The 25,797-nt window shown below is 56.9% G+C and carries 20 protein-coding genes and 2 pseudogenes; 11 read left to right on the top strand and 11 right to left on the bottom strand.

The features are described from left to right. Positions 1–1,657: 1,657 nt before the first annotated feature. A complete protein-coding gene (locus GA0061100_RS32765) occupies positions 1,658–3,517 on the bottom strand; it encodes an ABC transporter ATP-binding protein (RefSeq protein WP_075857039.1) in 1,860 nt (619 codons plus the stop codon). A gap of 660 nt (positions 3,518–4,177) precedes the next feature. Here GA0061100_RS32765 and GA0061100_RS35330 point away from each other — a divergent pair. The 5 genes from GA0061100_RS35330 (at position 4,178) to GA0061100_RS34570 (ending at position 8,427) form a co-directional block, all read left to right on the top strand. Continuing rightward, complete coding sequence (locus GA0061100_RS35330) at positions 4,178–5,605, top strand: hypothetical protein (RefSeq protein WP_244558021.1); 1,428 nt, start codon at positions 4,178–4,180, stop codon at positions 5,603–5,605. Positions 5,606–5,630: 25 nt separating this feature from the next. Further along, entirely contained in the window at positions 5,631–6,197 is a 567-nt protein-coding gene (locus tag GA0061100_RS32775; protein WP_075857068.1) for a DEAD/DEAH box helicase family protein, read from the top strand. Between the two features lie 77 nt (positions 6,198–6,274). Beyond that, on the top strand, positions 6,275–7,477 hold the full coding sequence (locus GA0061100_RS32780; RefSeq protein ID WP_075857040.1) for a branched-chain amino acid ABC transporter substrate-binding protein: 1,203 nt from the start codon (positions 6,275–6,277) through the stop codon (positions 7,475–7,477). 224 nt (positions 7,478–7,701) lie between these two features. Beyond that, positions 7,702–8,052, top strand: coding sequence for a hypothetical protein (locus GA0061100_RS32785; RefSeq protein WP_075857041.1), 351 nt, complete (start codon positions 7,702–7,704; stop codon positions 8,050–8,052). A gap of 60 nt (positions 8,053–8,112) precedes the next feature. Beyond that, on the top strand, positions 8,113–8,427 hold the full coding sequence (locus tag GA0061100_RS34570; protein WP_143525605.1) for a hypothetical protein: 315 nt from the start codon (positions 8,113–8,115) through the stop codon (positions 8,425–8,427). A gap of 47 nt (positions 8,428–8,474) precedes the next feature. Here GA0061100_RS34570 and GA0061100_RS32790 read toward each other — a convergent pair whose 3' ends face one another. From GA0061100_RS32790 to GA0061100_RS32800, 3 genes are read right to left on the bottom strand one after another with little or no spacing between them, the layout of a single operon-like run. Next, a complete protein-coding gene (locus tag GA0061100_RS32790) occupies positions 8,475–11,735 on the bottom strand; it encodes an error-prone DNA polymerase (protein WP_075857042.1) in 3,261 nt (1,086 codons plus the stop codon). Then, positions 11,732–13,249: a Y-family DNA polymerase gene (locus tag GA0061100_RS32795; RefSeq protein WP_075857043.1), complete on the bottom strand. Its 1,518-nt coding sequence runs from the start codon at positions 13,247–13,249 to the stop codon at positions 11,732–11,734. Before GA0061100_RS32795 ends, GA0061100_RS32790 begins: the two co-directional genes overlap by 4 nt. Further along, positions 13,164–13,922, bottom strand: coding sequence for an ImuA family protein (locus GA0061100_RS32800; RefSeq protein WP_075857069.1), 759 nt, complete (start codon positions 13,920–13,922; stop codon positions 13,164–13,166). Before GA0061100_RS32800 ends, GA0061100_RS32795 begins: the two co-directional genes overlap by 86 nt. A 293-nt stretch (positions 13,923–14,215) precedes the next feature. On the opposite strand from GA0061100_RS32800, the gene GA0061100_RS32805 reads away from it, so the two are divergent. Then, positions 14,216–14,989 carry an SOS response-associated peptidase gene (locus GA0061100_RS32805; RefSeq protein WP_075857044.1) on the top strand — a complete coding sequence of 258 codons (774 nt, stop codon included), beginning with the start codon at positions 14,216–14,218 and terminating at the stop codon, positions 14,987–14,989. Between the two features lie 19 nt (positions 14,990–15,008). Here GA0061100_RS32805 and GA0061100_RS32810 read toward each other — a convergent pair whose 3' ends face one another. After that, a complete protein-coding gene (locus GA0061100_RS32810) occupies positions 15,009–15,368 on the bottom strand; it encodes a hypothetical protein (RefSeq protein ID WP_083961511.1) in 360 nt (119 codons plus the stop codon). A 146-nt stretch (positions 15,369–15,514) separates the two neighbouring features. Here GA0061100_RS32810 and GA0061100_RS32815 point away from each other — a divergent pair, with 146 nt between their 5' ends. From GA0061100_RS32815 to GA0061100_RS32825, 3 genes and pseudogenes are all read left to right on the top strand, one after another. After that, positions 15,515–15,763 (top strand): helix-turn-helix domain-containing protein, encoded by a 249-nt coding sequence (locus tag GA0061100_RS32815; protein ID WP_425298731.1) that lies wholly within the window; start codon positions 15,515–15,517, stop codon positions 15,761–15,763. Positions 15,764–16,176: 413 nt separating this feature from the next. Continuing rightward, a pseudogene (locus GA0061100_RS32820) lies at positions 16,177–17,400 on the top strand (peptidoglycan D,D-transpeptidase FtsI family protein); the annotation flags it as partial. 252 nt (positions 17,401–17,652) lie between these two features. Further along, entirely contained in the window at positions 17,653–19,389 is a 1,737-nt protein-coding gene (locus GA0061100_RS32825; protein WP_075857046.1) for a peptidoglycan D,D-transpeptidase FtsI family protein, read from the top strand. 240 nt (positions 19,390–19,629) lie between these two features. Here GA0061100_RS32825 and GA0061100_RS32830 read toward each other — a convergent pair whose 3' ends face one another. Both GA0061100_RS32830 and GA0061100_RS32835 read right to left on the bottom strand, forming a co-directional pair. After that, positions 19,630–20,196 carry a hypothetical protein gene (locus GA0061100_RS32830; RefSeq protein ID WP_075857047.1) on the bottom strand — a complete coding sequence of 189 codons (567 nt, stop codon included), beginning with the start codon at positions 20,194–20,196 and terminating at the stop codon, positions 19,630–19,632. A gap of 34 nt (positions 20,197–20,230) precedes the next feature. Beyond that, positions 20,231–20,695 (bottom strand): hypothetical protein, encoded by a 465-nt coding sequence (locus tag GA0061100_RS32835; protein ID WP_075857048.1) that lies wholly within the window; start codon positions 20,693–20,695, stop codon positions 20,231–20,233. 1 nt (position 20,696) lies between these two features. Between GA0061100_RS32835 and GA0061100_RS32840 the strand changes: the two are divergent. Both GA0061100_RS32840 and GA0061100_RS32850 read left to right on the top strand, forming a co-directional pair. Beyond that, positions 20,697–21,077, top strand: a pseudogene (locus GA0061100_RS32840) (3'-5' exonuclease); the annotation flags it as partial. A gap of 1,200 nt (positions 21,078–22,277) precedes the next feature. Beyond that, positions 22,278–23,036 carry a helix-turn-helix transcriptional regulator gene (locus GA0061100_RS32850; RefSeq protein WP_075857050.1) on the top strand — a complete coding sequence of 253 codons (759 nt, stop codon included), beginning with the start codon at positions 22,278–22,280 and terminating at the stop codon, positions 23,034–23,036. A 315-nt stretch (positions 23,037–23,351) separates the two neighbouring features. Here GA0061100_RS32850 and GA0061100_RS32855 read toward each other — a convergent pair whose 3' ends face one another. The 4 genes from GA0061100_RS32855 to GA0061100_RS32870 form a co-directional block, all read right to left on the bottom strand. Continuing rightward, complete coding sequence (locus GA0061100_RS32855; RefSeq protein ID WP_075857051.1) at positions 23,352–23,549, bottom strand: hypothetical protein; 198 nt, start codon at positions 23,547–23,549, stop codon at positions 23,352–23,354. 97 nt (positions 23,550–23,646) lie between these two features. After that, positions 23,647–24,099 (bottom strand): protein rhiC, encoded by a 453-nt coding sequence (locus tag GA0061100_RS32860; protein ID WP_244558022.1) that lies wholly within the window; start codon positions 24,097–24,099, stop codon positions 23,647–23,649. A gap of 92 nt (positions 24,100–24,191) precedes the next feature. Next, complete coding sequence (locus tag GA0061100_RS32865; protein ID WP_342197010.1) at positions 24,192–24,611, bottom strand: phage tail protein; 420 nt, start codon at positions 24,609–24,611, stop codon at positions 24,192–24,194. A 305-nt stretch (positions 24,612–24,916) separates the two neighbouring features. Then, positions 24,917–25,612, bottom strand: coding sequence for a protein rhiA (locus GA0061100_RS32870; RefSeq protein WP_075857053.1), 696 nt, complete (start codon positions 25,610–25,612; stop codon positions 24,917–24,919). Positions 25,613–25,797: the final 185 nt, after the last annotated feature.

A 25,797-nucleotide genomic window follows, 5' to 3' on the forward strand; every position in this document is an offset into this window, starting at 1 on the left:
TCCGCGCTCACCCATAGGACCCGCCACACTGGGTAGACGCGTAGGCATATTCGCCTTTTGGGATATACAAAACTAATATAAGGGATATTCCGGTCTCAAAAGATAATTCAAGCCTTCGGGATAAATCCTTGCGCTTCGGCACCTATATATGACGGTATCGTCACCCACTGATCCGTAGGCGGTGACGGCTGAGGGTTTATATGTGCTCCTGTCTGCATGGACAGAGGAGGAGCGCTATGCCCCTTCCAAGATCCGCAGATTGGCCGAAAGACCCATCACTTCGCGCAATCCTGAAAAACTGGGCTCGCGGCTATTTCAATCATGAAATGACCGTCGCGCTGACGTAGGTAAAGTCCTGCTTACAGTGCTCCACGCCAACGCATTGGACGAACTTCGTCGCTGTGGTTCCGATCGACGAAAGCCTTTATCGCAAGACGAGGCTTTGGAAGCTGAGTGAGCGTGAATCGGCACGTTGATTTGGGGCAAATCGGCGTCACAAGCTATTGATATTTCAAAGATGGACGGGTCATTCGGCGACCCCGGTTCACAACCCGGCCATCTCTGCTCACTGTGCCGCCGGAGATCTTTCGCTTGATGACGAAGCTACGCAAGTCGTTCTCCGACGCATTGGTGTTGAGCGGGATTTCCGGCCGCTGACAGGTCTTGTCATTGCAAGCGTCTGAATGTGGGAACCCAATTCCCGCGGGAGCAGAGTGACTGTTTCGCAAGCCGCCGCTTCTAAGCGGACCCAAGGATTGCTTACAGATATCGGTATTGACCTAAGGCGGAGAAATAGCCCAACGCGCAGCCGACAATATAGCAATAGCAATCAAAATAGATCCAAGGCTCTTCAGATAGATAATACTGACGGCTTTCGCTTCCATTCAGATCCAACCTTTTTGCAATCGACTCATGCCATATCTCAGTCGCCGCGTGATCGCCATGCCGGCAGCTAGCCCTTGTTCTCGGATTTGGTCTTTTTGGAGAATACGCACCGGCACGGGCAACGATCGCCGAGGGCGCGATCTGTCGTCGCGCCGATATCCAGCATCATTCGGCGCCGCGTCGCGCCAAAGTCGAACCAATCGCTGTCTGCCGGAACTGCAGGACAATCCTGAGCCGGTACTCTCGCAGCCGTATGCTGCGAACCGATGCAGTCGACCATAAAATCGGCATTGCCAGAAAATCTGCCCCACTTTCCGCCTTTACGCACGCGGGGCAAAAGGATGAGAACGCCGGCGCAAACCGGCAAGGATTAGATCGTACAAGTCCATTGCGATAAAGGAGTAGCGATCCAGATCGGCCCCGAGTCATGCCCGGTCAGCCGCTCTTCGGTCATTTCTAAGCGCCTCTCGAAACAACTATGCCCGCGAACCGGAGCCGCTTGATGCCGTTTCTTCTGACGCCTTTTTGCCTTCTTGGCTTGGCGCATCGCCGCGTACATGCTGAGTGGAATCCGGCAAAAGACCAGCCAACAACTGCTCAAGGCGTGTTTTCGAAATCGGCGGGGCGGATAAGCGCATGAACGGGCCTCACTTTTGACGGCTCGATCGTGCCAACGGACGCATATGCGAGCAATGGTGAGAGGGCATCATCCCCAGGTATTTCGCCACAGTTCTGTCAACCGACGCAGACGAAGCGGGCAGTCTCGTTCTGCCTACGCCACGGAGCTATCTTCCAGAGCCAGAAAACCTCCCGATTGCCGCCGCCAAAGCCGTGCATAGAGGCCATCACGGGCGATCAGTTCGTCATGCCTCCCCTCCTCCACGATTTGCCCCTGGTCGAGCACGATCAGTCGGTCGAGCTCAGCAATGGTGGAAAGACGATGCGCAATGGCAAGCACCGTTTTGCCGCGCATCAGCCGGTGGAGTTGAGCCTGGATCGCGGCTTCGACCTCTGAGTCGAGCGCCGACGTCGCTTCATCGAGCACTAGGATGGGAGCATCCTTGAGCAAAACGCGTGCGATGGTGATCCGTTGGCGCTGGCCGCCCGAGAGCTTCACTCCACGCTCGCCGACACGGGAATCATAGCCTGCGCGACCTTCCTGATCGGAGAGTCCCACGATAAAGTCATGGGCCGCCGCTTGCTGGGCCGCGTTCTCGATTGCTTCCCGGTCCACCCCCGTGCGGCCATAGGCGATGTTCTCATGGATGGAGCGATGGAGCAGCGAGTTGTCCTGCGTCACGACGCCGATATGACGTCGCAGGCTATCCTGCGTGACGTTTGCAATGTCCTGGCCATCGATGAAGATGCGCCCCGATTGGATCGGATAGAGGCGTAGCAGGAGATTGACCAATGTCGATTTGCCCGCACCGGAGGGGCCGACAATTCCGATCTTCTCTCCCGGACGAATGACGAGCGATAAATCGGGAAAGACGGGCTTGGCACCGCCGTAGCGGAAATGAACGTGGTCGAAGACAATCTCACCGCTTGGAACAGACAACGTCCCGGCGGTGGGCGCGTCGACCAGGTCGTGCGGCTTGGCGATGGTGAGCATGCTCTCCTGCACCGTACCGATATTGTCGAAGACATCACGGATCAGGTACATCAGCCAGCCAGACATCTGCACGAGACGCAGCACTAGGGCAATCGCTGCTGCCCCGGCGCCGGCCGTCATGGCACCACGGCTCCACAAATAGAGCGTCAAGCCCGCGGTGACCACGATCAGGATGCTATTGAGGATCTGGAGGACGAGGCTCGCGCCGAGGATCAACCGCATCAGGTCGAGGAAGGTATCATTCCAGTGTTTGAGTGAATCTCTTACGGCCGCGCGTTCGAGATCGCCACGCGCGAAGAGTTTTACCGTCAGGATATTCGTATAGGAATCGACGATGCGGCCGGTGGTCGAGGAGCGGCCGAGGGAGTTGGCCTCCGAACGCTCCAGAGCCCGCGGCACGAAATATCTAAGCAGCACCGCATAGGCTACCAGCCAAATGATGACCGGCAGCATCAACCAAACATTGACGGACCCGAAGAAACCGATCGTGACCGAGGCGAAGATCAGAGCGTACCAGAGGTCGCCGATCACGGCGATGACGGCCGAGCGGACGGATTGCCCTGCCTGGATGACGCGTGCCGACAGTCTGCCGGCGAAATCGTTCTGGAAATAGGTCAGCGAGTGGCCGAGCGTGTAGATATGATTACGCCAGCGAATTTGATTTGTAAGGGGCGGCACCACGATCTGGTTGGTGACCACCTGCGTGACGAAAAACAGGATCGGTCGTAGCACCAGAATGATGAACGCCGCGCCGGCAAGAAGCCAGCCATAGTCCTGAAAGATCGTCTGTGGGGACTGCTTGTTGAGCAGGTCGACAAACCAGCCGACCATCAGATAGATCGCCGCTTCGACACCGCTGAAGGCGAGTTCGATCAGCATGATGGCGGCAAGCCACCCCTTGATCCCCTTGAGATGATGCCACATGAAACGCCATACGCCCGTTGGCGGCGTCTCATCCTCATCGAAGGCGCTAAAAATATCGATACGGCTTTCCAGGAAGCGGAACAGTCGAGCAAACATCAAAAGTGACCTTAGCTGAATAAAATCATCGGCTGGAGCCAATGACCTCCGAGAAACAGCCGGCTAAAGCCGGTTTATCGCGTGCCAATCGACAGGAATGTTGCATTCATTGTCAGCGTTGATCTCATTCGATGACGTTTCCGTCGGTCGATGAGACGAAGTCGTGACCGCGGAAGAGCCCCGATCGCATTGTTGGATGGCGAGAAATTTACGCTGGCAGGCGCGCAGCGCCGGTCAGAACTCTCAATGCTACTCGGAGGCAGACAACGGTATCGCGATTGTGGAAGACGGTGAGACGCACTTGAACGCAGATTGTCATACGGCGAATCGCTCTACGCTTGTGCCAAACACGTACCGAGATCATGGACGGGAAGCAAGTTACAAAGTTGGGACGATTAAGGAGAGGCGCGACCTTTTCTTTGAAACGGCTGCGGCACTTCAACTCTACAAAAGTCCATCTACCAGAGAGCGATTGACGAAGAACGGGGAATCGACCTTGGTCGCTTCAGGACGAAAATCATCCTGCTGGACGGATTTGCCGAATTCCCTGCGTCGACCCACGTCGATGGGCTCGGCGAGAGGTGCGTGCTGTCAGAGAACTGCAAACAAGCGCTGTCCAAATCAAGGAAGTTCTTTGGAACTTCGCGCCGAAATTGTACCATGGTGTATATTGATTTCATCATTTTGAGAGCAGTCATGGACAATCAGGCGCAACAGCCAAATCGGGAACATCACTTTTACGTCTCGACCGCCAAGTCTGTGTTCCACCATCCCGAATATGGCATTGTGGTTGCGCATGATCCCATCAGACTCGCGGACGCTGAGCGATATGGACTGAGCCCGATTTTGCTTTACGGCCTCACCGTCGCCGGCCTTCCAATCCGCTGGCTGACATTCTCTACGCTTACCCATCGCAGACCGTTTCGCGAAGTGTTGCTGACGGCGTGGGGAAACGCGGAGGGATTGCGCGGTCTGCCGGATATTCTCCGTGTGAACCGCTATCTTGCGCAGGCCGATCCATCGCTGGCGGCGGATCTCGCCAAAATCGGAGTCCGGCTTGAGGTTGCCGACGCCAAGGATAAGACAGTACCCGCATCGCTGCGCTCGGCCCAGGACGCTTCTCGATGGTTATTGAAGAAGCATGATCCCGCTGATCCGTCTCTCAACGCGTCAGTCGAGGCCCTGTGCCGTGATGCACATAGGGACCACGACTGGAGGGCGGACCAAGGCCCTCTTGGACTCAGCAACCGAAAACTGGAGGAGAAGATCGAGCGGTGGCTGGAGTTGCCAATGCGCAACCCGCCATCCATTCCCCTCGAAGAGGTTGATTGGGAAACCGGTCCATGGCTTTCATCCTGGGAGACATCCCTTCCACCCGATCAACCGCGTTATTTTGATCACGACAACATGAGTGGCAGAACCTGGCTACGTTTGAGGAAGGCTCCATCAGAGGATATCGACGATGATGACAATGACGATATCCCAGCCTACGAAGAGTACGACAATACGGCGGAAATCGCCAAAAATCTGGTAGCATGCTGGCCCAATCCGCCGAAAGAGATCGCAGCTGCGATCGGGATTACGCTCCGACAACTCCAATGGTTTGTCTCTGGACGCTCCCCCTTGGACAAATCGGCCTGCGACAACCTGAGGCAGCTGATGGGCATCCTCTATGACGAGCGGATGGGCAGCTACACTTCTTGGGGACCTTATGTTCTCATCGCCAGAAAAGCCCAGGCCCTCGAAGCGATCTATCACGAGATCTCCGGTGGTGGTGATGCTTGCCCTTGTGAACTCGTTCCGGCTCAAGGAGAGGTAGACCCGAGCTGGCGGTACGTCCTGATCAATGCGCATAGCACTCCGCCGACCCTTGTCATGGCCCCCCGCGGCGAGGCAATCACGCAACGCCTGTCCGAGTTGATCATGAACTACGAGGGCATCCGGCCGGTTTCGGCGGCCTTTTACCGAGACGTGGTCACCACCTGCGCCCGCGCCTGCCGGACACCCCAGGCCAATATTCGGGAGATGACAGAATTCGCAAAACGATATGAACGGCACTGGGTTGATTGCGCATGGCTACCGGACTGAGCTTTCTGGTGGCGCCCAAACTCTGATGTTTGATCGTGTTCGAACATACCTGTGTTTCGGCGTGGAATATTCCAAGCCGATTGACAAGGGCGTATCCGGGAGCGGCAAGACTTCAGTTGATACGGAACTACAGCGGCGCGGTTATCACGTTCTCCACGGTGACCGCGAGCTGGCTTACAAAGGCGATCCACTAACCGGACGACCGCTCGACTTCTCGACGCTGGATCCGAGTAGCCTGGATATGGCCTTCCGTCATAATCATCACCTTTGGGACGTTGAGAAGGTCAAGTCGCTGCTGGCCTACAAGGGGCACCGACTATCCTTTTTCTGCGGGGGCTCCAGAAATTTCCATAGGTTCATCAATTTCTTCGATGAGGTATTTGTTCTTGACCTCGATGTCGACACGTTGAAGGGGCGGCTGTCTGAGCGACCCCAAGACGAATTTGGCGGCAAGCCTGTGAATGGGCGTCACCGAATGACCCCGCGCATCTTTGAAATATCAATAGCTTGTGACGCCGATTTGCCTCTAATCAGCGCGCCGATTCACACCAGTTCTCAGGTTTACTCCGATACGTTGGTTGCAACCCAATAATTTGCTCAACGTTCAGTGGCCATTCATAATGAGGCATTATTGTCATTTCTGCTTGGGAACAGCCCGGCGGAGATCTCATGAGAAACGACACCCTTTTCGCCACGACCTTTGTAGCGTCATTAGCCTTTGTCGCCCCGGCGCATGCGGACTACACAATCGGCATCATCGCACCTCTGACAGGGCCTGGCGCCGCAGATGGCAATAAAGTCAGAAGCGCAATGCAAGCAGCCGCCGACGAAATCAATAAGAACGGTGGCATCCTCAACGATAAGCTTGTCTTGAAATTCGGCGATGACGCCAGTGATACCCTGAAAAGCTCGTCGGTTGCCAAGGACTTTCTTGATGAAAAAACCAACTTCGTCATTGAAGCGGCGGTTTTTGATCCTCCGCCCCCTATTCAGATACGCCGCGAAGCGCCAGCAGATATTTTAGCGCCCTCGGGTACTATAATCCTTCATCTGACAAAGACCTTTCCGCCGATCGATCTCATCGACGGAGGGCGGACCAGCAATCTCGCAAGCGAATGCTACCGCGCGGATCCCCGGCAAGGGGTGATCGCCGCAAACTATGTGCTGCGGAATCTCAAGGGCAAAAAGATCGCCATCATGGATGATGGGAGGAATTACAGCAAACCTCTCGTGGACGCCTTCAAGGCGACCATCAACGAAGACGGCCTTACCGAGGCGCTCAGGATCTCCGTCGACCCTGGCGCATATGACTATCGGAAGGAGGCGGAGAAACTGAAGCGGTCAGGGGTAGAGGTCATCTATTACGGGGGTGCTTATTCCGAAATTGGCGTGCTTGTCCGGCAACTGCGAGACATCTCAGTCAAACCGCAGATCATTGGCGGCGATGCCTTGTCCAATGTCAATTACCGGACCCTCTATAAAAAGGAAGCTGATGGCACCATCTTCACCGACGCGCCCCATGAGACGCTGACCACCGATTTGGAGAGCGCTCGGAAAGCACTGAAGGCGCATGAGGTCCAGGCTGAGGACCTGACGCTGCGTTCCTATGCAGCTGTCCACCAGGTAGCGGCCGGTATTAAAGATGAACTGTGCTACGGACATTACCAGTTCAGCCTCATCACCGATATAAAAGATGGCAGGCCAATGGTCTATCTCGATCCCCGGGCCGTTGCAGTCAGAATGAGCGCGGACGAGGCTATCCCGGCAGAAATCGATAAGGCAACCGGAAACAGGGCGCTGCCGACCTTCTCAATTTATATGTGGAAGGCAGGCAAAATTGTTCCTATCAATGAGGTGCCCAAGGGAAACTAACGCTGAAGCTTCAGCAACGCAGATAACCGATGAAGATTTGCCTCTCTACTCAATTGATTTCATTTGGCGAATTATTCCAGCCTAACGCCTTGGTCCGATTCGCCGCTCTCTTTACTGAAAATTCCGGCTTTTCAGTTTCGGCCTATCGATACGCCAATCACGTAAGGTAACATTTCCGTACCCATAGCAAACGACCCCATCTTCACTAAAATCAGAGCGAGCGAATGTCCGAAGGGTTACTAGTCGACGAAGCGATGAGTTTAGGACTTCAGGCCGAACTACTAGGGATGCTCGACGGGAGCTCCCAGTACTTCGATGCTCGCTTCTTCGAGGACCTGGATCGTCATTCCAGGCGATTGCGGTCGATGACGCTCTTGCATCTGCAGTTCGCTGTTACCTTCAACTATACCGGTTCGGAGACGCGCCACATAACTGTCGGAAAGATCATACACAGCAGCTACCCTGACTACTTCGAAGCATGGAAACTTGCCGGGATTCCGGGGATGTCGGTGTATCTGCTGGGGAAGATGATCGAGGATTATCGATCCCGCTCGGCACCCAGTGCTGATCGATGAGTGCGATGGCCTACCTACCGCGGCATGCACATTGCTCCATCGCACGCATTGGCGAGACAGATGCAGATCACTTTTGAGCGGGATAGTATATGTGCTGGTGATGATGTTCTTGCTCCAAATGCAAGAGCTGTGACCTTTCCAGCAAAGCCTCTCATAACTGAAATCTTGCACGAAACCGGGCCAATCGTCGACTATTTGCCTTGCGTGCACGGATCGCGAACTCATTGGCTTGTATTGATCGACGAGGAATGTGTCGCCAAGATCGGTTTTACCTGTGAACCGTGTCGTTTGCTTGCCGTCACGATACTGGTGCCTGATCGGCACGTCGAAGCGGAGCGGGTCTATTTTAGCGCTGCAGGACAAGTGCGCATTTAGGTAAGGTTGTCGTTTGAATGTCGTCTTGGGTCGAAGGTATCGTCCTTCTACTGAAAATTCCGGCTCTTCACCTTCAACCTATCAATAAGCCGATCCGGCTCGTAAATCTCCCGCGCCTTCATGACAGCCTTCTCCCTGGAGTCCGGCGTCCCTGGCGTCCCATGCGCGAACTCATCACCGCGCCCGGTCGGCAGCCTGAAGGCTTCATCGCGGTCCGCAAGCCCGGACAGATCGCTCGTCAGATCGAACAGCTGCTGGGCGACGAGATGCACGACGTCGCCTTCCCGCTGGATGCGGCCATTGATCGCCATCATGCTGGAGCCGAGCACGACCTGCCTGCGGCGTTCGAAGAGGGCCGGCCAGACCACGACATTGGCCGGTCCGGTCTCGTCCTCGACGGTCAAGAACATCACGCCCTTGGCCGAGCCCGGCTTCTGGCGCACGAGCACGAGGCCCGCCGTCATCAGCCAGCGGCCGTCACGCGCCGACATCGCTTCTTCGCAGGTAACGATATTGCGGACGGCAAGATCCTTGCGCAAGAAGGCAAGCGGATGCTGGCGAAGGGTCAGACCGATATGACTGTAATCCTGAATGACGTTGTGTCCCTCCGTCATCTGCCGCAGGCTGACGTCTGGCTCCCACTGCTCGGCGATCGTTCTTTGCTCGCGTTCGGCCGCCGCGGCAAAGAGCGGCAATGGCTCGTCACGCAAAGCTTTGATCGCCCAGAGCGCATCGCGGCGCTGCAGCTTGAGCGACGATAGGAAGGTGTCGGCGTCGGCAAGTTCGACCAGGGACGCCGCCGGCACACCGGACCTGCGCCACAGATCATCGACGCTTTCGAACGGCTGATCGGCCCGCGCAGCGATGATGCGGGCGGCATCGACCTGGGCAAGTCCATGGACCACGCGCATCCCAAGGCGAACGGCGTGGCGATCACTGCCCTCGATCGGCTCCAGCGTGCAGTCCCAGCGTGAGCGATTGATGCAGACCGGGCGGACCTCGACGCCATGTTTGCGGGCGTCGCCGACGATCTGGGCCGGCGCGTAAAAGCCCATGGGCTGAGAATTCAACAGAGCCGCGCAGAAAGCATCGGGATAGTGGCATTTTACATAGGATGAGGCATAGGCGATGAGGGCGAAGCTCGCCGCATGGCTTTCGGGAAAGCCATAGGAGCCAAAGCCTTCGAGCTGGGAGAAGGTCTTTTCGGCGAATTCGGGGGTGTAGCCGTTCCTGACCATGCCGGAGACGAGCTTGGCCTTGAACTTCGAGACACCGCCGGTGAACTTGAAGGTCGCCATCGACTTGCGCAGCTGATCGGCCTCGCCGCCGGTAAAGCCTGCACAGACCATCGCCACCTTCATGGCGCTCTCCTGGAAGAGCGGCACGCCAAGCGTCTTGCCGAGAACGGCTTCCAGTTCCGGTGTCGGATAGTCGACCGGCTCCTTGCCCTCCCGCCTCCGCAGATAGGGATGGACCATGTCGCCCTGGATCGGACCGGGCCGGACGATCGCCACCTGGATGACGAGATCATAGAAGGTGCGTGGCTTCATGCGCGGCAGCATGGACATTTGCGCCCGGCTTTCGATCTGGAAGGTGCCGAGCGTGTCGGCCTTGCGGATCATCGCATAGGTGGCAGGATCCTCCTGAGGGATCTGAGCCAGATCGAGATCCAGATGCTTGTGATGCTGGATCAATGCAAATGCCTTGCTCATGCAGGTGAGCATGCCGAGCGCCAGCACATCGACCTTCATGAACTTCAGCGCCTCGACATCGTCCTTGTCCCATTCGATCACCTGGCGGTCGGCCATGGTCGCCGGCTCGATCGGTACGAGATCGTCGAGCCTGTCATGGGTCAGCACGAAACCGCCGGGATGCTGGCCAAGATGACGCGGCGCGCCCATCAGCTGCTGCGCAAGCTTCAGCGTGAGAGCCAGCCGGCGGTCGTCCGGATTGAGGTTGAGCTCACGCAAGCCGCGATCGGTCACCAGTTCCTCGGACCACGACCACATGCCTGATGATAGCGCCTTGACCACATCCTCCGGCAGGCCGAGTGCCTTGCCGACATCGCGGATCGCGCCCTTGGCGCGGTAGCGCGTCACCGTTGCGCAAAGAGCCGCCTTGTCATGGCCATAGGTCTTGTAGATCCATTGGATCACCTCCTCGCGCCGCTCATGCTCGAAGTCGACATCGATGTCGGGCGGCTCGTCGCGCTCTTGGCTGACGAAGCGCTCGAAGAGCAGGTTATTGGTCTCGGGATCGATCGAGGTGATGCCGAGGATATAGCAGACCGCGGAGTTGGCGGCAGACCCTCGCCCCTGGCATAGAATGCCCTGGCTGCGGGCATAGCGGACGATCGAAAACACCGTCAAAAAATAGGGGGCGTATTTCATGGTGCGGATGAGATCGAGCTCGTGGCGGATCACCTTCAATACCGATGGTGGCAAGCCCTCCGGATAACGGTTGGGAATGCACTCCCAGACATAATGCTCGAGGGATTCCTGGGCGGTCTTGCCCGGTACGATCGCCTCCTCCGGATATTGGTAGGTGAGCTTCTCCAATGAGAACGTGCAGCGCTCGACGATCTCGAGCGTGCGGGCAATTGCTTCGGGATAGCGGGGAAACAGCCGCGCCATTTCCTCCGGCGGCTTCAGATAGCGGTCGGCATGCCGCTCGCGTTCGAAGCCGATATCGTCGATCGTGGTGTTGTTGCGAATACAGGTGACGATATCCTGCAGTTGGCGGCGCGATGGCTCGTGGAAGAGAACGTCATTGGTGACGACCGTCTTCACCTTGAAGCGCGCGGCAAGATTGGAGAGATCATGCAGCCGCAGCTGATCATTGGGCCGCCGGCGCAGGCAGAGCGACAGATAGGCGCGATCGCCAAAGAGATCTGCCATTTTTCTGAGCTGCAGGGCGCAGGTCTCGTCGGCAAGATCCGGCACAAGGATGCCGATCAGACCCTCGGCATAAAGGGCGACGTCTTCGAGATTGAGGATGCAGTTGCCCTTGCCGCCCCTGCCCTTGCCAAGCGTCAGAAGCCGCGTCAGCCTGGAATAGGCGGCGCGGTTGGTGGGATAGACGAGGATCGACATGCCGTCGGTGAGATCAAGGCGGCAACCGACCACCAGGCGCACCCCGGTCGCACGCGAGGCCTCCAGCGCCCGGACAATCCCGGCCAGCGAATTGCGGTCGACGATGCCAAGTGCGGAAATGCCGAGCTCCTTTGCCGTCCGGAACAGATCGTCGGCCGACGACACGCCGCGCAGGAAGGAAAAATGCGTGGTGACCTGCAGCTCGGCGTAGCTCATGCGAAGATCCCGTGGCAAAACCAGCGATGCGAGCCGGTGGCAGCATCGACACCATCGCCGGAGCGGAAGATCCACAGGCGCTCGCCGGTCTCGTCCTCGATCACGAAATAATCCCGCACCGCATCGAATTCGGAACTCCTGGTCCACCATTCCCCGAATATGCGCTCCGGCCCATCGGCGCGTCTGACCCGTCGGCGCTTGCCGCGCCAGGTGACGGAGACCGGTGGATGATCCGGCAAAAGCGCGATGACCTCGATCAATTCCGGCCGCGCCAGCAGCCGCACCGGCCGCGGCCAATGCAGCGACCAGGCGGCGCCGGTCTTCTCCGCCATGGCGGCAATGCGAGCGACGCTGCGTTCGGGCACGTCGCTCGCGACCGGCACTATCCGATAGACGCGCTGGCCGCGATTGCCGATGACATCGATCAGCGGCGCGATATCGGCAACCTCCTCCTCGATCAGCGAGGATGCCTTCTGCACCTCTCCGAGCGGCTCGGTCATGACGGCGACCAGCGACAGCTTCTCGATACCGAAGCCGGGCTCGATCGTCTCAATCCGGTCGCGGAAGAGTTTTGTCAGCCAGGCGACATCGCGCGCCGCCTTTGCCGTGCCGGCGCGGATCGCCTGAATGGAATTATCCACCCTGTGGACGATCAGATCGGTGCGGCGGACACCGAGACCTTTCTTTTCAAGAGCCTGGCAGAGGGCCGCCACCAGACGGGTCAGATATTTGTCGATGGTTTCGGAGGCGCCGATCGGCTCGGCAAAGCTGCGGCTGACTTCGATTACGTCGGCCGGCCGGATGGGATCGATCGGTTCGGCCAAGCGGCCATGGATCTGATCGAGGCGCCGGCCGATCTCCGGGCCGAAGCGCAGGGTGAGCGGTGCGCGCGGGGTGGCGGACAGCTCACCGATGGTGCGAAAGCCGAGCGTGCGCAGGCTCGTCACGATATCCAAGGGCAGCCGAAGCGTTGTCAGTGGCAGGTGCTCGACGAAACGGGCGATCTCGCCTTTCGGCACAATCACGGTCTCGCGGCCATCTGCCCGGGCGACGGCGTGGGCGGCACCCCAGCTGTCGGCGATGGCGACCCTCGCGGTCAAGCCCCTGGCGTGAAAGCGGTTGACGATGCCCGATAGCATCAGTGCCTCGCCGCCCTGCAGATGATCGGCGCCTTCGGTGTCCATGACAATGCCATCGGTGCCGTCGACAGCGACGATCGGCGAATAGTGCGTCAGCGCCCAGAGCGCGATGCGCTCAAGTGCCGCCGCATCGGCTGCAGGATCTGCCTCAACAAACTGAAGACCACGCACCATCGCCTGCGCCTTGGCGGCTGGCATGCCCACACGGATGCCTGCTTCCCTGGCCTTTGTATCGGCCGCGGACACAAAACGCTTGGAACCGCTTCTGGCAACCGTGACCAATGGCCGCTCAGGCGATAATTCTTCTCTTTGATCCATGCGCCTGATCCGCTCGATCGGCAGGTCCGGCAGATAGATGGATACGACCCGTGGCATCGCACGCCCTCACGATAAACTCAGCGCACTCACCCGCCTTCACCCTCATCAGTTCCAGCAGCCATCGCGGCCGCCCGACGCCTGGAACCGGCAGCTCCTCCGACGGCAGGACGCTCACCCGCCACCTGGTCGTCGACGCCGTCGGCTGCCCGAAATCCGAGGCCTCCACCTGCCGGCGCCAGCGCCTGACCACCAGTCCCATCGTGCCGGTCTTTTCCGCAGCCAGCTGCAGGCGCCTCGACGCCACCATCGGCAGGCGGACGACCTCGCCGACGACGGCGCCAAGCCCGCCATAGGAAAGCCCCTCCTCCATACTCTCCAGCACATCCTGCTCGCGGTCGGCTTCGGCAAAGATCACCCGGTCTGGATGAAGTCCCGCCTGCATCAGCGCCGGAAAGAACAGATCGGGACGCGTCAGGCACCAGAGGACCTGTCCCCTGGTGCGCGCGGCAATGCCGGCAACACAAAGGGCAGCGGCCGCTCCGTCGACGGTGCCTGCGCCACCGCCGGCAAACTCATGAATGGCGCCATAGGCAAGACCACCGCCCGGAAGCACCGCATCGATCTCGGGTACACCGAAGGCCAGGCAGCCGCTCCTCTTGCCCGCATTCCCTTCGAGTAACGCGATACGGTGTTTCAGCTCGGATATCACCCTATTGCGGGCAGCAGTCATCATTCACGGGTCCTTGTGGAGGTCGTGTTGGTATCGACGTGATGTCGGTCAAGTGCATATGTTCACTAAATGTTCCATCTCACTTTACGTGTCAAGCAACCCGAAATAGGAATATTATCCCTCTATTTTAGTGGACTTTAAGATTCGCATTGGGAATCATGGAGATGACTTCGAACGTCCAGTGATGGAGCTTTCGAAAAAGTTTCGAAGCCGATCCATTGACAGCCATCAATTGGCGTTTCGGCGCTTCGTCGGCTACGATGTCTGTATGCTTCAAGGGAGATGGAGCGTCGATGTGCAACTTGTACCGCATGGAAGACAAGGACTGGGTGAACAAGTGGGCTCAGGATGCCGAGAGCCTGATCAACCTGATGCCGGCCTATCAGATGAACCCCGACCAGCTGGGACCGATCGTCCGGAACACAGCTGATGGCAAGAAGCAGCTCGTTCATGCACGCTGGGGCCTCCCCTCTCCACCCTTTGTTCTCGTGAAAGCAGCCGAAGCCAAGGCTGAGAAGCTTCGGGCGAAGGGGAAGGGGGTAGATTTCGAGCAGCTGCTGCGCGAACAGGTCGACCGCGGCGTCACGAATGTCCGTAATCTCAAGCTCCCGCATTGGAAGCGCTGGTTTGGCGTCGAGAACCGCTGTCTCGTCCCGGTCACAAGCTTCGCCGAGCCGGATCCTGCCAGCCAGGAGACAGGCGGCAATGTGCCGAATGCCTGGTTCGCGCGCGGCCCAGATAAACCGCTGATGTTCTTTGCCGGTATTCATGTTCTGCAATGGACATCGGTGCGCAAGGTCAAGGATGGGCGGACGACCGACGACCTCTATGGGTTTCTGACGACCGATGCGAACGATCTCGTCAAGCCTATCCACGACAAGGCCATGCCGGTGCTGCTGTTGACCAAGGAAGAGACCGATGTCTGGATGAGGGCGCCTTGGGAGGAGGCCAAGGATCTTGCGCGGCCATTGCCCAATGACGCCCTGACCGAGATGTCCCGCGAGCCCTATGGATCGACCATCGTCACCAAGGAAGGTGAGCTGGTCGGTCCATCAAGCTTGCTGTAACCATCGACGTTTCGGCAGTTCAATGAACGGACAATTGTTCGGACAAGAGGAGTTCGTGCACCGCCGCATCGACGATTTCCTTCAGCCTGCGCCATCCGTAGAGGTTCCGCTCGCTCACCCGCTCCTCGATCGCGGCAATCATCCAGCCGGCAGCAGCTGCATCGTCGGCGTTCTTATGGACGTTGAAGTGCTGCAAGCATGCCTCGATCCGTGGGCGTGCCGAACCACCGTGACGATCTATTGTCGTCATAAGTGAACGCGCCTCGCGGTAGGTCTTCGCTATATGTTGCTTACCCTCCACTCCGCTGTCGACAATCTTCCTGACGGCAAAGAGCAGGGCCATCAGCATGTCGGCCGTTTCGTCGGGCACTACCGTCATACAGCTCCTCCGTCTTTGGTCGGATTAGTCTCGCGAGGCGGCGGGCGCTACCTCTGGTTCGTTCAAGATCCATATTCGTGGTTCTATAATACGTGGTTTTATCAACTGTCAAATGTTGTGTTTCCGCCATGGATGCACGGCAGCGAGTGGCACTGAATCTCAGGCGAATACGGGTTATGCGGGGGATCTCGCAGGACAACCTCGCGCTTGAGGCCAATGTCGAGCGCGCCTATGTCGGGTATCTTGAGCGGGGCAGTAAGAACCCAACGGTCACTACCCTCGAGAAGATTGCCGCAGCGCTGTCTTGCGATATTTCGGAGTTCTTCGCTCCGGTGGCCGACGATATAGGGGAAATTAAGCCCTTGAAGAGTGGGCGGAAGGTCGCGCGCGGCTGATATTTACCTCCGCTCAACCGCGAGCGTAACAGGCACGAACTCGATTGGTGAATCTCCGGAGACCGCTCACGGAGCTTTTGGCGCTTCCGATGTTTCCGTGCCCAAGTAACAGTAAGGCAAACCGATTTAACTGCCCGAGACGTCGGTAAGCCAACTCCCACGCGAAGCGGGCTGGGCATTGCATTTGGCGGGCCAGAGATTTTCAAGTCAAACCGCGTCCAGCAAAGATGGGTCCCTTTTTTAGATTTCGGTCCCGTACCCGTCAAAGACACGCCGAAAGTTGAGCGAAATTAACGATCACCTAATAAATTGAAGGCAATCCTAATACTACCCCCAGGAAGAGATACCCTAAAACGCTTCGCGTTTTCGGTCGTGTCTTATCGATGCAGCTGTCAACTCCTGGATGGACTCGAATGAGCCTTATCTCCCATGTCTTCAAGCTGAAAAGCCAGTCCCATATCCTGATCGCTCGCCAAACGAGCCAGCTCACAGCTTGTATCGGAGACAGGAAAGAGACTCGTGATCGACAAGCAAGACACCGCATTGTGATGTTGATAGGGGCGTTTGTATTTGGATTCCTGCTGATCGGCGGCCGCCTCGTTCAATACGCTCATACTGAGCAGGACAGTACCGACGCGCTTAGCAATCCTTATGTAGTCGCTTCTCGGCCCGATATCGTTGATCGCAATGGCCAGCTCCTTGCTACTGATTTGAACATGGTTTCGCTATATGCCGATCCTCGACGCATCGTCGATGCCGACGAAGTGGTGGAGAAATTAGCAGCCATTCTCCCGAATCTCCATTGGAGCGAGACCCACAAGAAGCTGAAGCTGAACAGTGGGTTTCAGTGGCTGAGACGCCAGCTAACTCCTAGGCAGCAAGCCGACATTCTAGCTCTCGGAATTCCGGGCATCGGCTTCAGACCGGAAAAACGTCGTTTCTATCCCGGCGGTCGGACGGCGGCCCATATTGTCGGACACGTGAATATCGACAACCTCGGCCTTGCCGGCATGGAGCGTTACCTAGACCAGCAGGGTCTCGCCGACCTCAGAGCTAGCGGCATGACCTCAAGCGCTTCGCTGGAACCTGTCAAACTTTCGATCGACATCCGCGCGCAAAACATCATCCGCGAAGTCGCCGCGAAAGCGATGAACGTCTACAAGGCAGAAGCCGCGGGCGCCGTGATCCTAAACGTCAACACCGGTGAAGTGCTGGCTATGGCATCCGTCCCTGACTATGACCCTAACAAACCATCGCGCACGCTCGCAGACGGGAGTGTCGACAAGGACTACGAGAAGGGCTGGTTCAATAGGATCAGTAACGCCACGTTCGAGATGGGATCGACCTTCAAAAGCTTTACGCTGGCCATGGGCCTCGACGCTGAAAAGATCACCTTGAACTCCGTCATCGACGCGTCGCGACCAATTCGGATGGGTGGTTTCACGATCAAAGATTTCAAGGGCAAAAACAGACCTTTGACGATCCCAGAAGTTTTTCAATATTCGTCTAACATTGGCACTGCAGCCGTTGCCGACATGGTAGGCATTGAAGCCCATCGGCAATTCCTCACAAAGCTTGGCCTTTTGTCGAAAATGAACACCGAGATGCCAGGCATTGCAACGCCAACGCAGCCTCGCACACGTCCGGCACGCCGACAGATATAAGCGTGCTGAAGAGTTCGCCGACGTCATAACGGGGCTAAACTAGGCGTTTAGTGACGATTATAAACGAATACAATTCCACAGATCAAAGTTGCAGATGATAAAAACACAATTAAAAGCAACAACTCCTTAACCCGTGAGCAATAGGTCAATTTCTCTGACTAGGAGAATGGCTGCGATTCAATCGCGAACCAAACGTTTTCACCGTAAAGAAGCTGCCCCAGACCAATGTCGTTTCTTTCAAGAATCATTCTGCATAAAAGTAAAGCACACTTCTCGTCGCGTAGGCTTCGGGAAACGATCCCGAACCAGCGCCAAGCGAAGCACTTCCTACGGAGGCGTGGGCGTGTAGCAATCCTGGCCGCCGGGTTTACGATTGTCTATGGCGTGATCGGCGCCCGGCTGGTGCAGTATGCAGTAGAAGAAAACCCTGTTTCGGGAGTGATGCCACCGCTGAATTCCGTGGCATCTCGCCCGAATATCCTTGATCGAAACGGACAGCTACTCGCTACAGATATACGTACGGTTTCGATGTATGCGGAGCCCCACAAGATGGTCGATGTTGATGAGGCAATCGAGAAACTCGCGACCGTCATACCCGACCTCGACATGAAGGACGTTTACGGCAAATTATCGGAGAAGAGATCGAGATTCACCTGGATCAAACGACAGCTCACGCCCAGACAGCAAGGTCAAATTCTTCGCCTGGGCATACCTGGTATCGGATTCAGGCCCGAGATGCGGCGCTTTTATCCGGGTGGTTCTACAGCAGCTCATATCCTCGGCTATGTCGACATCGACAATCGCGGCGTTGCAGGCATGGAGCGGTTCATCGACCTACAAGGTTTCTCAGATCTCTCCGCGGCGGGACTGACATCAGGAGCCGAGTTAGAGCCCCTAACACTTTCCATCGATGTGCGGGTTCAAAACGTCGTTCACGACGTGGTGGTCGGGGCCATGAAGAACTATCGGAGCAAAGCCGCAGGTGCCGTCGTCCTGGACGTGCGGACAGGGGAGGTAATCGCCATGGCTTCCGCTCCTGATTTTGATCCGAATAATCCGGCCGCGACGGGAGCCGACGGGTGGCTGAACCGGATGTCAAACGGAACGTTTGAAATGGGGTCTACATTCAAGACATTTTCGATGGCACTTGCTCTCGATACCGGCAAGGTCACATTGAAGGACAGTTTTGATGCAACGAAGCCGCTACGTCTCGGTGGATTCACGATCCATGATTCCCACGGCGGCATGCGTCGATGGCTAACGGTTCCCGAGATTTTTAGGTATTCGTCGAACATCGGCACCGCAAAAATGGTCGATATGGTTGGCGCGGAGGTTCAGCGCGAATATCTCACCAAATTTGGCCTTCTCACGCGAATGCGGACTGAGCTTCCGGAGGTCAAGTCGCCGTCACAACCAAAGGTCTGGAAAAAGATCAATTCTATTACGATCTCCTTCGGCCATGGTGTTTCGACGACACCGCTCCAAACGGCAGTGGCGGGTGCAGCTCTGGTCAACGGCGGCCTGCTCATATCACCAACCTTCCTACCCCAGAGCCGCACCGAGGCGACAGCGTCAGGAAAACGAGTTGTGAAGGCGTCGACTAGCGACGCGATCCGGTATCTTTTCAAATTGAACGGTGAGCAGGGCTCAGGTAGAAGGGCTGATGTTCCTGGCTTCCACGTCGGCGGGAAGACTGGCACCGCCGACAAAGTCGTCAATGGTCGTTACGATTCCCGCTTAAACTTCAATGCATTCCTCGCGGCCTTTCCGATTGATGATCCGCAGTACGTTGTCCTTACCTTCTGTGATGAGCCGCGCACGGGCGAGAATAACCTCACGATGGCGGCCGAAACCGCAGCGCCGATGGTGCGCAACATTGTTAGACGAATAGCGCCCATGCTCGGGGTTGAACCGAAATTTGGCAACGGCAATATACAGTCCGCAAACGTGCAGGATTACTAGCACTAAAAGCAAAACGCCATATTCTTCGAATGAACGACTCTTCCCCAGGCAGCTGATGCGAGTACGAAAGTTTGCTATCACGCCTTGAAGGGATCTGAACCGTTGGCGCTCACCTTAGATAAGATAAGTCCTTGATAGAGTGAAATTTACGCTATGACACCAGCGACAAAAAGACGATTGCTAGATGTTTTGGACAACCATCGGTGCCGCGCCCTGAACCATCCGCGCCACATCTTGTAATCAACTCGGCAGCGTCGATCCCAAACGCCGTTTGAAATCCCGAATGTAGGCAACCGCAAATGCCGAGTAAGGCGCCTTTGGCGATGCCAGAGCGGACATTTCATCCAGGATCCTCGATTGCAGGTGGATGAGGTTACCAATCGCCTCATTGACCTCGCCTACCCGGCGCAGTGCCTCCCCTATTCTCTTGCGTTCCGTCGAAATCCGGCTTTCGATCCTGCGCGATATATCGTCCGCTAGTCGCTTGAGAAGAAGGTACCAGCATCCTCCAAACTCCAAGGTCGCGAAATCGACTGCCGTCAAATTTACGCCGCGGTCGAATTCGGACCTCAACAGGCTAAGGTAATGCCGAAACGCATCGGCACGGGCATCAACGAGTTGGCTCCTGTTGAGATCATACACATCGATCGTACCCCTTCCCATGACGGACATATCCTGGAGGTGTCCAGACAAATCGACGCTGAGGTGGCGGCCATAATCCTTTTCGCGGCAGGGATCGATGAGCAGCGGTGAGTCGTGGTGCTTCCACCGCCAAAGTCCCAGCTCTTCTCTTGCAAAGGCCTCCATTTCTGTGCTGCTGGGAAGCCGGCCTCGGCCTCTGCTAACCGGGAAACTCGATAATAAAGTTGCTTATCGCAGCGTCCCAGGCCGATATCTCACGTTCGCGGTAGCACCATGCAACCAGGTATGCGACAATCACCGGAATATCACCGATGGCTTGCTTGGCATTCGAGTTCAGCCAGTCTCGCGCCTCTTCAGCGAACGCCCACTTGGTATTATCGGCGGGATGCTGCCGGAATAAGCTCTTCCTGTCCTGTCGCTGCCGCTGGAGGCTTGAGCCGGGATACTTCTTTTCGCGCCAGCGGGTTTTCCCTTGAGCCTCTCCGAATGGCACATAGTAGGGCCTATCCGGGCTTCCCCCGACCGGCTTAAAGTATTCTTCCATGACCTGACGTTCGATCCCGCCGCCGAACTTCACGGCATCGCCAGGATCGTTGCTGATTGCTGCACCGGTCCTCGCCAACGCAAGCACACTCATTAAAGCGGGATGCGTGTGCTCGAACATATATCTTATTAACCAGAGCGGCTACTTTCACGTCGGGCACCGCGCCGTCGACGACTGTTTCGCCCTGCTGGAGGTGCTGGCGCTCACCCGTGGTGACGCTGAGCAAACCCCCTTTGCCGAGCTATACCAAGCAAGCCAGCGTTCGCGCGTGCGCATCTTCGCGGAAAATGCACCTTTCGATCTCAAGGACGTGCTCAAGGCAAGGAGCTATCGCTGGTCTGATGGCAGCGACGGGCGTCCGAAATCATGGTGGATCGAGATCGCCGAAGAAGCCATGGACCACGAGCTTCGGTTCCTGCGAACCGAGATCTACCGCTGGCAGGATGCCGATCCGCCAGTTCAGCGGTTGACGGCATTCGACCGGTTCAAGAGCCGGAGGTAACGTCTCCACGCTGTTTCTGGGTCGCCACAATAAGCCCTCACTTCGTCGAAGAGATGTTTGTCCGGCAAAAGCGGTGGCTGAAAGTCGACGATCAACAAAGGTGTTACTGTCTGGAGCACCTCAGCTTGAGCCGACCAAGCCCGCCAGGTGCGTCAGTCCGTCTCGTTAAAACCCCCGCCCGCCGCGAGGCAGCATCTTCTCACTCAATAGCCCCATGATCTTCGCACCAATCCCTTCCCTACTCGGCCTCATTATCCTCTTTGTCCTGCCGCTCGTCGGCGTCGTGAGCACAATTTTGCTCGTGGGCGGCGCGCTGGCGCGTTTGGCCGGCAGAAGACGATATCGCCCGCTCTCGCGGAAAGCGCTGGCATGGGTGTGGGCGTTTGCAAGCGTTAGCCGACGCGATGAGGATGTCCAGAGCGTCCCGCACGACAGTCTGCGCCTCCTTGGCGCGTTCAGCCTCCATGTTGGTGATCGGTGAAGGAAACAGATGATTTGCCGCGTCGCGGCCGCCCAAGGGCTTCAATTCTTCACGGCCGGCGGTACCTGCCTCGCCATCCTCGTGAGAGACTACGACTGTTGATTTGGATGGCAATCGGCGTGGGGTTTAGCGGCAAGCCCGTATTACAAGCTGTCAAAATTTCGAGGATTCGCGGGGCTAGTCGGCAACGCCATTTCAAATAAACAGGATCAACCATCAGCCCTCTGTCGTCGCGAGCAGGGTAGGGCAGACGGCATAAACGCCCATTCGACTTACGATTACATATAGGACAAGAGGTGTTCTTTTCATATATGCAATCTTTGGGCGATTTTTGTTGCGTTGAAATCGGGCCCGGACAGGTCAAGGAACGCATGAACGACTTAGCGAGTGGCCTCAACCGCCGACGTTTGCAAGCTTACGGGACAGGCATCATTCTTGTCGAACTTTTTGAGTTCGTGATGTTATTTATAGTTGCATTACAGACTCAGTTTTAGTAGCATATTCTTATATGGTGTGGCGAAGCGATCAACTCCATCCAAGATCCAGATACTCCCTCATTGATTGTATTTTTATGACTATTTTTGGCATATCCAGGCATTCTCAATCATAGAGGCTGGAACGCTACTGCCGTCTCATTGGGTATTCACCCTTCACCGCTGCAAGCCGCAGTTGGAACTGCGTTACTGACTGATATGCGATAGGGCCAACCTTGGATCAATATGACGGAGCTGGCGGTGGACGTAGAGTTCTCAACAATTTCGAACGTGATGTTCGACTTTTTGACAGAGACATCTAGCGCTCAGGACAAGGATAAAGTGTTGTCATCTTTGGGCAAGATTTCTGGACATTTCGGCTTCAACTGCTTTGCAATTTCCGGAATACCATTGCCGAACGAGCGCATCGACCCCTACTTTGTGTTAAGCGGCTGGCCGGTGGAGTGGTTTGATCGCTATCTGGAAAACAATTACGTACACATCGACCCAGTGATCCATTTTAGCAAAACCCGCGACAGAGAATTCATCTGGTCGGAATTACTGCGGGATCAGAAGCTCGATCGCCATAACCGTCGTGTCATGAACGAGGCCAGTGAATTCAAGATGGTCGATGGCTTCAGCATTCCCTTGCACACCGCGACCGGATTTCAGTCGATAGTTAGCTTTGCAGCAGAAAGGGTAGATCTCTCCACCTCTGCTCGAAGAGTTCTGTATGTCATATCAGCTTACGCACATAGCTTGCTCCGCGAGCAAATTGCGAAAGAAGCAAAGCAGAAGACCAAGGACTCGCCGAGGATCACGCCGCGAGAACGCGAGATCATTCAGTGGTGCGCCGCAGGTAAGACCGCCATAGAGACCGCCAATATTCTAGGACGGTCGCATCGGACAATCCAAAACGAGATATTCAATATTCAGAGAAAACTTGATGTTGTGAATACCCCCCAGATGGTTGCCGAGAGCTTTCGGCTACGAATACTGCGCTGAACTTGGTTGTCTAATGTTCCTGTCGATTCATCTCCATCCCAGCACAGGGTGAAGCACGTCATTGTCCTAGCAAGCCGAAGTAGACGTCACGGTCATCGCTCGCGATTGGCGATATGGATTACCCGCTCAAGGCGGGAGATTCCTCAATGCGGCCGAATGGGAGTGGTGCGAGGCACCCAACCTGATGCGCAAATCGACAGGCTCGTTCCTCACAGGTGAAAGACTAGAAGTCCTCCTGTGATCCCCAAAACACCACCGGCTCAAGACGCAAAGTCCGAGGCGACCACAAAGCTCGCGCTCACCATAGCCACCGCATCAGACGAAGCGATGGCCGGAAACTTTGTCATCGAAGAAGGCTCCGGATACGAAAGTCGCGAAGACAGCCCACAAAGCGAGATCGACCACCCTTTCGATGCGCGTCATCACGTCGACGAGGGTCTTCTTCTCCCCCGTCGACGTCGACACGAAGCTGGTGTGAGGCTTGAATCTTGCCCCGGCCACCGGCGACCTCAAGTTCTCTCCAGCCCAGGGTCAGAGGCCATCCACAAAGTCAACCGGATTGTTGTTCCCTTGAATGCGACCGCCGGCGCATGGCTCTATCAGGCATCGTTCACCGCCAGACAGCGCCGCCGAATTGGCCAGTCGCGTCCTTCGGCGTGATCCCCGAGAGATCGCAATGATTGGGGTTGTCTGGGACCGAAGCTTGCAGCACCCGCGCGCTTTTCACCGGCGCCTTGATGACGCAATAGGCGTTGAAGCGCGCAGGCAGTCCTGGCAGCGTGGTGGCGAGATTTCCACTTGGCTTGCAGTTAACGCTCGCTCCGAGCATGCGGCCGGATGGATCCACCGGCTCGCCGCTGAAGTCGCAAGTCTTGCCGGTTGACGTTCCAGGCGCACCAACAGGGCCAGACAGTGTGACCCCGCGAATAACCACGCCGGTGTCCACAGGTGTTACGCCGGCCTTGGCCTTGTGATGCTCCTCGGCCGTAGCAGTCTGTGCCGCGGTCAGCATCAGCGCGAAAGCGGAGAAGCGTCCGAACATTCGTATTGTCATAATCATCATATTTTCTCCTCTTGATGAACCGTTCAGATGCAATCGCCAAATCCGCTGCGCAGTCTTTAAGGAAGAGGGCCGACGAGATTGCCTCCCTTGTGTCATCGAAACTTGATGAGGTAATTGACCGCGATGTTCTTCGGACGCGTTTCCGAAGACGCGCGCGCGGGGGTCTCTGGCGAACCTGTCTGCTTGCTCGAAATGGATGTGCCCGCAGCGTTGCCCTGCTGCGAAATACCCGCCGGCGTCGTCACGTCATAGGGGTGCGTATGGACCTGCATGGCATCGCATTGGAGCGAGCCGACGACATTTGCGACATTATTGCCGGTCGGATCCGACCGCTGCTTCGCATCCGGGTCCATGCCGGCACCAGCATCAAATCCGCGCAGGAATAGACCGCGATAGTCCGGTATGCGGAATTCCAGATCGCGACCCGCATTTCGTTCGCCATAGAGTCCGCCAAGAACGGCATAGAGCTCCGGGTAAGAAATAGCCGCCAGATACCGCCCGTCGCAGAGCATCCAACCTTGGGCCTCAACATGGCTAAGAGGCGCGTCGGCCTTTGTTCCCGGTACTGCGCCTGAGCTAGCGCAGGCCGCGTTTGCCCAGATTGTGTTGGGCGAGCCCGAGACAGGATCGACCTGGCCCGCAAAAGGGCACACTGCACCGATGGGAGGTCCTGCGAACATTACCCGCGTCCTTTGATGAAGATAAATCATAGGAAGTGGGGCGCCTTGGCCATGCTTGCCTTTGCCAGCAAGGCCAGGCGCTCCCTTTCCCGTGGCTCCGGCTATCAGCGTCGGAGCAAGCGTCAACGACCCAGTCGTCAGGCCGGGTTGACGGTCCAGCTATTGTCTTCCTGCAGAGTGCCCACCAGATTGTAGACGGCTGACGGGAATTTCGCCTCGTTGGTCTGGGTAATCGTGTCGATGCTGAGAACCGTGCCGATGCTCACGTTCGTTCCCGCAGCGATCCAGTAGCTCGGCGTCGGTGTGAAGGTGTGTGTCAGGTTCGTACCCGCCTGAACGACGTAGGTGCCCGTCCCGGACATGCCGATCCCGACCGAGAAGCGACTATTTGGGACGTTTGCCGCGTCCTTGATCACCAGCGAACCGGCTGGATCACCCCTGACCGGATTGCTGAATCCGGGGCCGCCGTCCAAGGAAAACGTGGTCGTGTTCGCGCCGCTGGGGCTGCCGTCCTGAACCCCGGACGCCAGAAATTCCACGCCGGGAATCAGCTGCCCGGTGTCGCTCCAGACGAAATTGTAGTCGATTTCCCAAGTGAATTTGATCTGATTGCCGACCCGGATTTGATACGGCGAGCAAAACCAGGCCAAGGAGAAGACGTCGGCGACCTGTTGCGGCATCTTCTGATAGACGTAGAAGGTCCACGGCTGGGCCGACTGGTTCTTGAGCAACAGCGAATACTGGGTCCCCTGTGTGAGCGCCGCGCTTGCCGACTGCGAAGCACGTGCATGATCAGTGATTTCCTTGTTTGCATAGCTGATGTGCAAGGTCATTTGGTTCTCCCTTTCTAGGTGAATATTTTGACGTTGGGTTGATCCAATTAACTGCAGCTAGTTGAGATTGGTGAGCCACGAGAACTCAAGCGTATCGAGTTCTTGTTCACCCGCAGCTGCCATCCATCTGCTATCGTCTTTGACCGGCTAGGTAAATGAGTAGATATACTCTGTCATGGAGCGTA

Origin of the sequence: Martinezella hainanensis, assembly GCF_900094555.1 — a bacterium.
Classification (GTDB): domain Bacteria; phylum Pseudomonadota; class Alphaproteobacteria; order Rhizobiales; family Rhizobiaceae; genus Rhizobium; species Rhizobium hainanense.